Source organism: Almyronema sp. (assembly GCF_052168255.1).
Taxonomy (GTDB): domain Bacteria; phylum Cyanobacteriota; class Cyanobacteriia; order Phormidesmidales; family Phormidesmidaceae; genus Sphaerothrix; species Sphaerothrix epifaneia.
On sequence record NZ_JBQLZL010000106.1, the window covers coordinates 1 to 12,538 of the forward strand.

The window sequence follows — 12,538 nt, forward strand, 5'->3', positions numbered from 1 at the left end:
AAAATGGCTTAACGGGTTGCTGAGAAGTCTGAGAACACGCTGATGAGCGGCTCATGTATCTAAAACTAGGGGCTGATGGGGTAGATATCGGGAAGCTAAAAAGCGATCGCTCATATACTTGCTCAAAACGGCAATCTTATCGCTGTAGCCAACCAGCGTTAAGCCCCTTACTGGCTGAAAGCCCCTGCCCGAACAGCTTTCCTTCTCCCTTTAGCTATTGCTGAGAAAAAGTTGCCATCAGACCCTGGGGAAATGGCTGAAACCTCTGAAAAATAACGGATAAGCTCTCGTAGAGAACTTTAAGGCAAAGGCAGAAACGAAATGCTCCTGACGGGTTTAGAAGACTTGATAAATCTGCTGACGAAAACGCAAGTAAGCCAGTAGTTCCAGCAAATAGCTTTCTAAGTAGGGTGGCAACGAAGTTTGGTGAGAAAGCCTGTCTACAGCGGTTGTCGCCTCAGGTGCCAGGTCAGGATGGAGGGTGAGTCGCAAGTTTTGAATTTGTTGAACAAGGAGGTAAACGTTGCGGGGCTGGTCTTCGAGTAAAAGTACGAGTTGGGCAAATATCCAACGACTAAAGGCTAAATTCCACGGCTGAGAACTTTGAGCCGCCAGAGATAACCAGCGAATCAAGACTTCTTGAGAAGAACCGCTAGGCCATAGATCGCGTAGCTGTTGTTCTTTTTGCGGCGGCGGCAGCAATGCCAAAAGCCTTTCTGCTAAGTGTTCGTCTGGTTGCTGTAGATCCAGCGCCCCCAGCCAAGCAACTGCCCAATCTATTCGCTGCTGGCGATGAGCAGCCAGCCCCCAGGCAAACATCAGCGGCTTTTGCCAAAGATGGCCTTTGACCGCTTGAATCGCTTTGGTCGCTTCTCCCCAGCGATCGAGTGGTGTGGCAGCTAATATTTGTTCTAGCCATGCGCTGCGATCGCCTTGAGCAGAACCTGCTGTCGCCTGTATGCCATCACGTTCCCAATCGGGCGCGTAGCTGTCGGGTAGGTTGACCTCTACCTCTAACGTCTGACCTTGAGTTTGCAACTGAACCAGCGGCTGTATCCGAGTGGCCATCCGCTGACACAAACGAGAGGCTGGCAAGCTAACCAGCAGATTGATTGCCGCTTGTCGGACTCCTTTAGCGCGATCGCTCAACGCTGCCTCTAAAAATGGCTCATCCGCCATCGTTAAGTTGATGGCCAACCCACCAACAAAAACCTCGCGCTCCTTGGCTAATTCAGTTGACCAAACCGCTTCTAAGGCCGCCCGCGCCGCTGCTGGGTCTGACTGTCGCCACCGCTGCAACAGCCACAGCCGCTCACTGCGCTGGCCTGACTGCCAAATTGACTGAGCCGCTGCCGCATCTGGCAAAAAGCGATCGGCTTCTCCCAAGCAGGCATAGCCCCAGTCAACCTGGTGGGTGGCCAACCACTGCCCCCGTTTACCTATCACCGCGATTATTTGAGGCCGCAGTTCGACTTTTTGCTGGCCTAAGTGTAATAGCTGCGGTAGCTGCTGCGCTGGCACCCGCTGTCCTGCCTTAGCGATCAACGACAGCAGTTCTGGTAAAACCGCTGGGTAGCTGCTCAACGCCGTTTCTAGCTGTTTTGCTGTTGCCCGCTCAATATTAGGCAAATCATCTAACGCACAAGGCTCAACGGTCGGCCAGTTTGGTTTTTGTGGCTGCTGCCCCACCTGCTGGTGTAGCGCTATTGCCCCTGCAGCGCTTAGCAAAGCTTGTTCTGGCTGGCTCCAGTCAAGCTGCTCTAAAGTTGCCTTTAAGGCTGCTGCCGCCTCAGGCAAGACGGGCGCTTGTTTGCCTGTCCCTACCAGGGCTGTAGCTACGAGCGTTTGCCACGGGTTCATCTGCTAGCTCCCCATTGCCAGAAACTGCGTCTCGCTCCATACGCTCAAAGGCAGCAAAGCCTCGCCATCCCACTCGCCAAAGACCGTCAGCCAGTGCCCCCCACTGACGGCAAACAGTTCTAAGGGTTGCTGAAATCGGTGTGACAGGGGTAGGGCAGCGCCAGTGGCCGCTTGCAGCCACCAGCGATCGCCTTGAGCAACGGGCTGCACCTGTGCCAACCTCAGCGGATACTGTTCTAACCAGGGGTTTTGGCTAAGGGCTTGGGTGTAGCGGCTGAATGCCGCCTCGATGGAGTCAGCCGCTGGTGGGCTGGCGGGCTGAGGCAGGGGGTTGGTCTGTGAAGCCACAAAGGCTCGTTGCAAACCCGTTCCTGGATAAAAAATTAGCTCACCTTCAAAGCAGGTTCCAGGTACCAAACTGGCGGCTAAGGGTTGATGGCCGTGGGCAAAGTTCAGTACCCATGCTGAGGTTTGAGACTGCTGCCCCCAAAGCCATAGGCGCTGCCCTTGGAGATTCTCTTCTTCAAACGTCACCTGACCCAGCACCTGCCAGATATCTTTCGCACTCGTTACCAAGGGGTCACCTTGCTCGGCTCGCTGCCGCAAATCTTCTTGAGATTGAGGCCAGCCAATTTGCGATCGCACCTCGGCTTGCATAGCAGGCGATAGCGTTTCTAGCCGTCTATAGCCCTGCACCAGTAAGTGCAACTGACCCAGCGATCGCAGCATTCGTTCCGGCCAGTTTTGACCAGAATGAGGCATACCCGCTAGCGATCGCAGCCGCCGCGCTAGCCCAGGTGCTTGAGCATCGACCAAACGAGCCGCCGCCTGATCCCAAAAGTGGTAGGGTTGGCTGGGCAAGGCAGCTAATCCCTGCCGGACAATGTCTTGCAACCACTGGTCTAAATCAGCTAACCCAGCATCAACCTTAGCCGCCCGCTGCTGGGCACGTTTAGCCTGAGCCGCCGAATCGCTAGCTTTAGCGGTTTTGACCGCCTGTTGCTGGTGGGTTTGCGATCGCTTCGCTAGCCACTCTCTTACCCACTCCGGCGGCGGCTGTGGCTCAACCGCGTCTATTTGTTCGCTCCACAGCAGAAACAGCCCCAACGCATTGTTTGCAAGGAAATTTACGGCTAGGGCAGCTACAGCGAAAAGCAGGCTCACTCAAATCAATCTGCGTCCGGTACGGGGTTTTGCCACTGCCTTTGCATTCACCCCACACAGCTTGATCCGATCGGCCCAGCAGTGGCCATTTGGCGACGTTGGCTAGCGCTTTGCCGTTCTTGGTAGAGCTAGCATCCGGCGATAGCGCCAGCACTTGCTCAGATGTCCATGTCATAGCCACCTATCCGACATCAGCGCCCCTTACTGCAAACTCATCGGCGCAGGCGTGCTGATACATAGCAGCTCCCCTTTGCCTCAAGCGATCGCGTCCTTTTGCTGACCCTATTATGCTGTAGTCAGCTTCCCAACGGCGCACTTTCCAAAAGAACCCGACCGTATCGTAAACGCGGCGGCTTCAGAATCTGGCTCGTGATTTTAGTTCAGGTTTGTAGGCAAATCAATTGGCATGACTGCTGGCGGTTGTGGCGACACGCGCGATCGGAGATTTTTCCCAATAGCGTATTAGCTGACACCTTCGATTTCGATCAACCCATTGCGCAGCGCGATGACGACGGCTTGAGTGCGATCGCGCACCGCCAGCTTTTGCAAAATGGCGTGGACATGAACGCGAACCGTACCAGCGGCAATGTAAAGAGAGGCGGCAATTTCGGAATTGCTTTTGCCGCTGGCAATCAGCGCTAAAATTTCCCGTTCTCGCTGCGTTAGAGGATTATCTGGCTCTGGGGCGGATTGAGGCACCTCAGCTATCGGCTGTTGAAACTGAGCGCGAATTTGCTCAGTTGCCTGGGCATCCCACCAGGAGGCACCTGCCGCGACTGATTGAATCGCCAAAATCAACGATTCGGCAGCCACTCCTTTCAAGCAATAGCCCTGGGCTTGGGCTGCGATGAGGCGATTGATCAGCGGGGGTTGAAAATGGGAGGTTAACACCAGAATGGGCAATTGGGGCAGCAGTTGCTTCATTTGCCGACAGGTTTCTACCCCACCCATGCCGGGTAAACCCACGTCCAAAATCACGATGTCAAATGTCTGCTGCATGACCAAATCGAGAGCAGTTTCTCCGTCTTCGGCTTCGGCGGCAATTTCTAGCATCGCTTCTTGCTGGAGTCGGGTAGCCAACCCCAGCCGAAACAGTTCGTCGTCTTCAACTAATAAAACTTTGAGGGGAACTGTCATGCTGTCGATTTGCTCATAGGGGGTAAAGGTAATTCGTTAACCCAGGCAGGCAGGCGAAACGTGAAGATTGCGCCCTTAGGGTAAGACTCTGCCCAGATTTGACCACCGTGGGCTTCTACAATTTGCCGACTCAGGTAGAGTCCTAGCCCTGTGCCTTTCGTCTGGCGATCGCTTTGACCCTGATAAAAGCGAGCAAATAAATGGGGTAGCTCATCGGCGGGAATGCCCTGCCCTTCATCTATGATTTGCACCTGGCAATAATCGTGGTTAGCCCCCATTAGCACCTGTACAGAACGGCCTCGTCTGGAATGATTGACGGCATTTGACAGCAGATTAACCAGTACCCGCGAGAGCTGAAAGGCGTCGCCATTGACATAATAAGAACGGCGAAAATCAGAATTTTCATTGTTCACCCGCAGATGAACCTGGCGTGATGTTGCCAGAGGAATAACATCTGCTACGGCTTCCTCCGCCAGGATCAGCAGATCAACCCGTTGAGAGTGCAGCCTTAACCCTTCGGCATCGTTGCGGTAAACATCCATCAGCGTTTCAACCAGTTGCAGCGTCTTTTGATGACTGCGGGTCATCACGTCAAAAACCCGGCGTTGAGCCAGTGAAATCGAGCCAAAGTTTTCCCGGCGTAATGCTTGTAGCGTCTCCAAGGCTCCTAACAGGGGAGTTTTAAGATCATGAGTCAACGTTGAGACAAAATCTTCTCGCATTTGGGCGAGTTGTTCCTGGGCTTGGAGTTGTAAGCGTTGCCGAGTAATGGCCTGCTCGTACGCCTGAAGGCGATCGCCGAGCCAGCCTGTAACGCTTAGGGCCAAGACAGTAATCACCCGATTAGCGATGGTGTCAGGCGTCACTGTGGCCACGCCTGGAATAAATAGGTTCAGTACAGTACAAGCGATCGCGGCAGTAGTTACCCCAATGGTGGCTCGACGACTGAGTTGGGTACTCGCGATTAGGACGGCTCCGACATACAGATAACCAAAAATATAAGGCGGGGGCGTGCTGTACTCCAGCAAAATGACCAAAACAAAAATAATCCCAATCAGCCAGTGAATGCGATGACGAGCCTGGATTAACTGCTCGAAGTAGGAGACAGGTCTAAACCGGGGCATAGGAGAAGCTTGAGCAATACTTAAAAAATGATGAACGACTCAAATGTCTGTCAATTTATTTTAAGAGCTAAGCTGAATCAATCATTGAATTTATATCAAATGATATAGGCATTGGTTAGTTTCATCTAAACGGGGCTAAACGTATTGAGATTTTTCAACTAATCCTTGCCGTATAAATTCGGTATAAACGCGCTTATACACCTTGTCAAAGCTATGTAAAAGGCGAAATAGTAAGACTATTAGCTTTAGTTGAATGAGTTCAGAGGCTAAGCAGAGTGAACCCGTATAATTTTTTCTAGGTAGCTAACAATTGCTGATGATTTCCTGCTTTTTAGGGGGCTAAGGGGAATCGATGAATGCCTAAAATCACAACCCTTGGCTTTTCAAACACCCTTTGAAGGAGATTTGCGGTAAAAGCCTCTACCTAGACCCAAAGTTACGGCAGACGGAGTTTCTACAGCTCAAGGCAAAAGCTGAGAGCAGAAGGTAAACTGAAAGATTTTCTGTCAGCAACTTGCCGCTATTTAGGAGGTTTGACGCTAAGAGTGACAAATTTATGACTTGGGTTTGATGAAAATTTTTACTGCATGGCCATTTGTGAAAACCCAACTTTTTAGCAGTAGAGTGACGCGATAGCGATTTTTTCAAAAGATCATCTGTACCAAAAATGAAGATTTTTTCGGGAACGAAGTCAGCCGTGCTTTAAATTACTGAGGCAATCTAATGGTGGCTTTAATTCTGGATGTTTTGTTTTCTAGATTAGGAGCTTTCTGATGATACAAGGCTTTTTTCAGTTGGCTATGGCTCTAGCCATTTTGTTGGCAGTAGCGCCTTTTTTAGGAAGGTATATGGCACGGGTTTTTAGGGGACAGAGAACAGTTCTCGATCCGATTGCTGTTCCGCTAGAGCGCTTTTTGTCGTCTACTGGGGGCTTTGCTCATCAGGCATCGATGACGGGGGGGCAATATGTTAGAGCTGTACTGGTCAGCAACGGCGTGATGGGGGTTTTGGTATACCTGATCTTGATGCTGCAAGCAGCGTTGCCACTCAATCCGACCAATTTGGTTGCTCCTAGCTGGGATTTAGCGCTGCATACCGCCATTTCGTTTGTAACTAATACAAATCAGCAGCATTATGCGGGCGAAACGACCTATAGCTACTTTTCTCAGGTCGGGGCACTGGGCTTTTTGATGTTTACTTCGGCAGCGACGGGCATTGCCGTCGCGATCGCTTTTATTCGTGGCTTGAGCGGGAAGACGCTGGGTAACTTTTACGTTGACCTGACTTTGTCAATTACGAGAATTTTGCTGCCGATTTCAATAGTAGGGGCGATCGCCCTCTTGATTGCTGGCGTACCGGAGACTTTCGCGGGGCCAGCAGTTGCTCAAACGCTAGAAGGCGCAACTCAATATATTGCTCGTGGCCCAGTAGCCCACTTTGAGATCATCAAAGAGTTGGGCGAAAACGGGGGGGGATTCTTCGGTATTAACTCCGCTCACCCCTATGAAAATCCCAATAACTTTACGAATCTGCTGACCAATCTCATCATGCTGGTCATTCCGGCGGGGCTGATTTTGACCTATGGCATCATGGCAGACAAACCTCGCCAGGGCTGGCTCATTTTTGGCATGGTGTTTGTCTTCTATGCTGTTCTTGTTGGGATCACTGCTGTAGGCGAGTTTCAGGGCAACCCGTTGGTCAACAGCATTTTGGGCGGGCAGGCTCCCAATCTAGAAGGCAAAGAGGTGCGCTTTGGCTGGGCACTTACGGCACTTTGGGCTGTTTCAACCACAGGAACCATGTGCGGTGCGGTGAATGGAATGCACGATTCCCTCATGCCGCCTGGTGGGTTTACGACCCTTTCTGATATGTTCTTGCAAATCGTCTGGGGCGGTCAGGGCACAGGCACGGCCTACCTGTTTGTCTTTCTGATTTTGACCGTATTTCTGACGGGCTTGATGGTGGGGCGCACCCCGGAATTTTTCAGCCGCAAGATTGAGAAACGAGAAATCGTCTTGGCCAGCATTATCCTGCTGGCGCATCCGATCGCAATTTTGATTCCGGGTGCGATTACTCTGGCCTTTCCAGAAACGCTGGCGGGTATCAGCAACGCTGGCTTTCACGGCGTTTCTCAGGTGATTTATGAATATGCTTCTGCGGCAGCCAATAACGGTTCCGGCTTTGAAGGGCTAGGCGATAACACGCTCTGGTGGAACCTGAGTACCAGCTTCTCGTTGATGGTGGGTCGCTATGTGCCCATCGTTGCCTTGATTTACCTAGCCGACAGTATGGCTCAGAAACAACCTGTGCCAGAAACGGCAGGTACCCTCTACACTGACAGCATTTTGTTTACGAGTGTGACTGCAGGCACCATCCTCATTTTGGGGGCGTTGACCTTCTTGCCTGTGTTGGCGCTAGGGCCGATTGCAGAAGGCTTTGCGATCGCCAAAGCCGCCGCCGAAGTCACTGCTGGTTTCTAGTTTCTAGCCATCGATTGATTGGCTGAACCCTGTCGGTTTTTAGTCCTTTTATCGCATCAAAGCTATGACCAGTTTTACCCCATCACGCCCCCAACCCGGTGGGCCGCGTAACGAGCGACGACACACGCCCAAAGTAAACATGTCTGGTCTTTACCAGCGGGCATTTAAAGCGGCGTTTTTCAAACTCGATCCGCGAGTGATGATCAACAATCCCGTCATGTTTGTGGTGTGGGTCGGCACGATCATCACGATTTTGCTGGCTTTCAACCCCGGACTCTTTGGCCCGGTGCCTGATAACCCAGTTCTGTTTAACAGCGCGATCGCCCTTGTTTTGCTTTTTACCGTCGTATTTGCCAACTTTGCTGAAGCAGTAGCCGAAGGTCGGGGTAAGGCTCAGGCCGATGCGCTACGCTCCACCCAATCAGAGACGATGGCTCGCAAGATTTTGGCCGATGGCTCAATTGAAAAAGTCTATTCCACTAGCTTGCGTCAGGGCGATCGCATCCAGGTGCTCGCAGGCGACGTTATCCCTGCCGACGGTGAAGTGCTAGATGGAGTCGCCTCGGTCGATGAATCGGCCATTACTGGCGAATCTGCTCCCGTGCTGAAGGAAGCTGGCTCAGATATCGCTAGCTCTGTCACGGGCGGCACCAAAATTATTTCAGATGAGTTGATCATTCAGGTGACAACTGACCCTGGCAAAGGGTTTATCGACCGCATGATTGCCCTAGTCGAAGGGGCTGAGCGCAGCAAAACCCCTAACGAAATTGCTTTAACAGTGCTACTGGCGGTGCTAACCCTGGTGTTTTTAATCGTGGTGGCAACCTTAACAACCCTAGCTACCTACATTGGCAGTCCCGTCAGCGTTGCCATTCTAATTGCGCTGCTGGTAGCGTTGATTCCCACCACTATTGGTGGCTTGCTGAGCGCCATTGGTATTGCCGGAATGGATCGGGTGGCGCAATTCAACGTCGTGGCAACTTCGGGGCGAGCGGTTGAAGCCTGTGGCGACATCAACACCCTGGTGCTAGACAAAACCGGAACCATCACTTTGGGAAATCGCCTAGCCGAAGAATTTATGCCGCTAAATGGTCACAGTCAGGAGAAAGTTGCGTCGGTGGCGCTGGCGGCCAGCATCTTTGATGCAACCCCTGAAGGGAAATCCATTGTGCGGTTGGCTCAACAGCAAGGAGCCACTATTGCATTCGACAAAAATACAGCAACAGCGGTAGAGTTCTCAGCCCGGACGCGCATGAGCGGCACAAACCTGCCCGACAGCGAAATTCGTAAAGGAGCCGTGAAGGCAATTCGGGGCTTTGTTCGCTCCCGAGGTGGCCAAGTACCAGAAGGGCTAGATCAGGCATTTGAACAGGTTTCTCGTTTGGGAGGGACGCCGCTGGCTCTCTGTCAAGACGACGAAATTTATGGGGTGATTTACCTAAAAGACATGATCAAACCCGGTATTCATGAACGGTTTGACCAGTTGCGGCGCATGGGAGTTCGCACAATCATGCTGACAGGAGATAACCGCATTACCGCTGAGGTAATTGCCAGAGAAGCCGGGGTTGATGATTTTATTGCCGAAGCTACCCCAGAAGATAAAATCCAGGTGATTCAGGCAGAACAGGCAGCAGGCAAGCTGGTGGCAATGACAGGCGACGGTACCAACGATGCTCCGGCTCTGGCTCAGGCTAACGTAGGACTGGCGATGAACTCTGGGACTCAGGCGGCTAAAGAAGCTGCCAATATGGTCGATCTTGACTCCGATCCCACCAAGCTAATTGACCTGGTGACGATTGGTAAGCAGTTGCTAATTACTCGCGGGGCACTGACTACTTTCTCCTTAGCGAATGACATCGCCAAATACTTCGCTATTATCCCGGCTATGTTTGCACCAGCAGGCATCGGTGCGCTCAACATCATGGGATTGAACAGCCCCCAATCTGCCGTTTTATCCGCCTTGATCTATAACGCTTTGATTATTCCTGCTCTAATTCCTCTGGCTTTGAAAGGCGTGCAATTTCGTCCGTTGACTGCCAACCAATTGCTGCAGCGCAACATGCTGATCTTTGGCCTCGGTGGTGTTGCGGCTCCTTTTATTGCCATCAAATTAATTGACCTCATCATTGGCAGCATTGGCTTAGCGTAGGCGATTTTGAATGCCCCTACCAATCAATCCGTCACAAAAAACTTGGAGCAGGCAACTGTCGATAAAGGTAGGCGGTGAGGCCAGCAGGCAGACAGAAAGTTTTTCTGTCACTGCCGCCAGTGAAGTGTTGCAATGCTTGCTGAGCGATACCTGCTGGAAATCTATCTCTGCTTCGACCAGCCTTTCTAAGAGCGTAAACGGTTCAAACTTTGAACGTCTAAGCAACCCTCGTTTTTGGAGAAATGACTCATGAAGGAGTCTGTCTTACGTCCACTGGAAGTTTTTAATGACTGGCGGGTACGTCTTCAGCAGCGCCGTGTTCGCATCGCCCTCAAGATCTTTATCGCTCTGTGCTTGAACCTGGCGATCGCCCCTGCCCTTTATGCCGCTACCGATAGCCTCAGTCGGGGCAATGCCTATGCTCTAGGGCTTCTGGGTTTGGTCGTCGTTGGTTTAGCGGCCTATCTCACCACCGTCATTCTCAAACCCGAAAAATTCTAAATCCATGCGGCAAAGAATGTTCAATCTAATCTACGAACAGATCCAATTAGGTCGGCTGAAACGCCACATCCGACAGGCAGCGTTAGCGAGAATTCGCGATCGCCATCGCCGCCGACATCCTAAGAAAACTGAAAATTCTCCTCATTAAAGGTCTACTTTTAACCGCTTCTATGGCTGTAGCCCCAGCGTCCGCCCCTTCACTGGCTGCAAACCCCTGCGCCAAGAGCTTTCTGTCTGTCTGTTACCCTGCTTTCTGCTTTTAGCTTATAGTCCCCCAGGTAAAAACCATGATTCGAGACCTCACTACCAGCCTACGAACCACTGTTGGCCTCTGGCTGCTCACCGCCCTGATTTACCCCTTGCTAATTTTTGCGATCGGACAAAGTCTCTTTCCAACCCAAGCCAACGGCAGCCTGATAATAAATACTCAAGGGCAGCTTGTCGGCTCTAGTCTGATAGGTCAAGCCTTTAGCCGCGACGAATACTTTTGGAGCCGTCCCAGCCCCGTAAACTACAGCCTAGGCGAAGAGGCGGCTCCTACTGGCCTATCGGGAGCCACTAATTTAGCGCCAAGTAATCCTGAATTGATTGAGCAAGTGCGGCAAAGAGCCCAAATTTTGCAGGCTGCTGACATTGAACTTACCGCTGATTTACTCTACAGCTCTGGTTCTGGTCTAGACCCTCATATTTCACCGGCTAGCGCTCTGGCTCAAATTGACCGCATCGCTGCCATTCGTAACCTTTCTCCCGACAAGCTGCAAACCCTCATCGCCCAGCATACCGAAGGCCGCTTTTTAGGCATCTTTGGCGAACCAGCCGTCAATACGGTCGGGCTAAACCTAGCCTTAGATCAGCTCTAATACCGATTCTTCAAAAGAAAGGTACAGATGAGACTGACGAAACGGATGCAGAGCCAAGACTGTTCAATTCAAAATCGAAAATCCAAAATCGAGAATTGATATAACGCCACTCTTGCTAACATTTTTGCCTGCTCACTCACCTACACATGTATAAACCAGCCGCGCTCAACCCTGCTAGCGCCCAAAAGCCCCCTTGTCGAGGCAAACATAAGATTTTCATTGGTATGGCTCCTGGCGTTGGCAAAACCTACCGAATGCTAGAAGAAGGACACGCTCTGAAGCAAGCGGGTGTCGATGTGGTGGTTGGCTTACTAGAAACCCATGGTCGGGCAGAGACGGCTCTCAAAGCCGAAGGCTTAGACCTAATTCCCCGTAAACGAGTCAACTGTCGGGGAGTGATGCTGCTAGAAATGGATACGGCAGCTATCTTGCAGCGAACTCCCCAACTCGTTTTGGTCGATGAGCTGGCTCATACCAATGTGCCAGGTTCTCAGTGGGAAAAGCGTTATCAAGATGTTGAACAAATTTTACAGGCTGGGATTGACGTTTATTCAACGGTCAACATTCAGCATTTAGAAAGCCTAAACGATTTGGTGCATCGCATTTCTGGAATCGTCGTCAGGGAACGGATCCCCGATCGCATTATTGATGATGCAGACGAAATTGTCGTAGTCGATGTTACCCCAGAGATGCTGCAAGAACGGCTGCAAGCGGGCAAAATCTATGCACCTGAAAAGATTGACCAAGCCCTGCAAAACTTTTTTCGCCGCAGTAATCTGATTGCGCTAAGAGAATTAGCTCTCCGAGAAATTGCTGACAACATCGAAGAAGAATCAATAGCAACGGCTCAGAATGCTCACTGCCATATCCAAGAACGAATTTTAGTATGTATTTCGACTTACCCTAATTCCATTCAGCTTTTGCGGCGAGGGGCTCGAATTGGCAACCATATGAATGGCCGACTGTTTGTTTTGTTTGTAGCGCCTGCAGGTAAATTTTTGTCAAAATCAGAAGCTCTCCATATTGAAACCTGCAAACGGTTATGCCAGGAGTTTTCAGGGGAATTTATTAGAGTTGAGTCATCAGATATTGTACCCGCAATCGTTAAGGTTGCTCTCCAAGAGCATATTACTCAAATTGTTTTAGGAGAAAGTCGGCGATCGCGATTTCAGTTGTTCTTTAAAGGTTCTATCGTACAGCGATTAATGCAAGCATTGCCTCAAGTCGATTTACATGTTATTGCTAACAACTATTCAGATCAAT

The 12,538-nt window shown here is 51.1% G+C and carries 11 protein-coding genes; 6 read left to right on the forward strand and 5 right to left on the reverse strand.

The genetic code is table 11. The features are described from left to right. Positions 1 to 336: 336 nt before the first annotated feature. The 5 genes from ACTS3T_RS22215 to ACTS3T_RS22235 all read right to left on the reverse strand — a co-directional run bounded on the left by ACTS3T_RS22215 (position 337) and on the right by ACTS3T_RS22235 (position 5,285). The gene (locus tag ACTS3T_RS22215; RefSeq protein WP_377967255.1) at positions 337 to 1,860 is read right to left on the reverse strand and encodes a DUF5691 domain-containing protein; all 1,524 of its coding nucleotides are present in this window, start codon (positions 1,858 to 1,860) and stop codon (positions 337 to 339) included. 3 nt (positions 1,861 to 1,863) lie between these two features. After that, on the reverse strand, positions 1,864 to 2,967 hold the full coding sequence (locus ACTS3T_RS22220) for an SWIM zinc finger family protein (RefSeq protein ID WP_377967257.1): 1,104 nt from the start codon (positions 2,965 to 2,967) through the stop codon (positions 1,864 to 1,866). Beyond that, entirely contained in the window at positions 2,924 to 3,199 is a 276-nt protein-coding gene (locus ACTS3T_RS22225; RefSeq protein ID WP_377967259.1) for a hypothetical protein, read from the reverse strand. Before ACTS3T_RS22225 ends, ACTS3T_RS22220 begins: the two co-directional genes overlap by 44 nt. Before the next feature lie 287 nt (positions 3,200 to 3,486). Next, positions 3,487 to 4,161: a response regulator gene (locus tag ACTS3T_RS22230; RefSeq protein ID WP_377967261.1), complete on the reverse strand. Its 675-nt coding sequence runs from the start codon at positions 4,159 to 4,161 to the stop codon at positions 3,487 to 3,489. Continuing rightward, positions 4,158 to 5,285 carry a sensor histidine kinase gene (locus tag ACTS3T_RS22235; protein ID WP_377967263.1) on the reverse strand — a complete coding sequence of 376 codons (1,128 nt, stop codon included), beginning with the start codon at positions 5,283 to 5,285 and terminating at the stop codon, positions 4,158 to 4,160. Before ACTS3T_RS22235 ends, ACTS3T_RS22230 begins: the two co-directional genes overlap by 4 nt. Before the next feature lie 773 nt (positions 5,286 to 6,058). Between ACTS3T_RS22235 and kdpA the strand changes: the two genes are divergently transcribed. The 6 genes from kdpA to ACTS3T_RS22265 form a co-directional block, all read left to right on the forward strand. Next, positions 6,059 to 7,765, forward strand: a complete 1,707-nt coding sequence (kdpA, locus tag ACTS3T_RS22240; RefSeq protein ID WP_377967264.1) for a potassium-transporting ATPase subunit KdpA — start codon at positions 6,059 to 6,061, stop codon at positions 7,763 to 7,765. A 64-nt stretch (positions 7,766 to 7,829) separates the two neighbouring features. Continuing rightward, the gene (kdpB, locus tag ACTS3T_RS22245; protein ID WP_377967266.1) at positions 7,830 to 9,914 is read left to right on the forward strand and encodes a potassium-transporting ATPase subunit KdpB; all 2,085 of its coding nucleotides are present in this window, start codon (positions 7,830 to 7,832) and stop codon (positions 9,912 to 9,914) included. Positions 9,915 to 10,163: 249 nt separating this feature from the next. Beyond that, positions 10,164 to 10,415, forward strand: a complete 252-nt coding sequence (locus tag ACTS3T_RS22250) for a potassium-transporting ATPase subunit F (protein ID WP_377967268.1) — start codon at positions 10,164 to 10,166, stop codon at positions 10,413 to 10,415. 16 nt (positions 10,416 to 10,431) lie between these two features. Continuing rightward, the gene (locus tag ACTS3T_RS22255; protein ID WP_377967270.1) at positions 10,432 to 10,563 is read left to right on the forward strand and encodes a hypothetical protein; all 132 of its coding nucleotides are present in this window, start codon (positions 10,432 to 10,434) and stop codon (positions 10,561 to 10,563) included. 139 nt (positions 10,564 to 10,702) lie between these two features. Beyond that, positions 10,703 to 11,275, forward strand: a complete 573-nt coding sequence (kdpC, locus tag ACTS3T_RS22260; RefSeq protein WP_377967272.1) for a K(+)-transporting ATPase subunit C — start codon at positions 10,703 to 10,705, stop codon at positions 11,273 to 11,275. 146 nt (positions 11,276 to 11,421) lie between these two features. Then, positions 11,422 to 12,538, forward strand: a 1,117-nt coding sequence (locus tag ACTS3T_RS22265) for a sensor protein KdpD (protein WP_377967274.1), incomplete at its 3' end; no start/stop codon positions are given.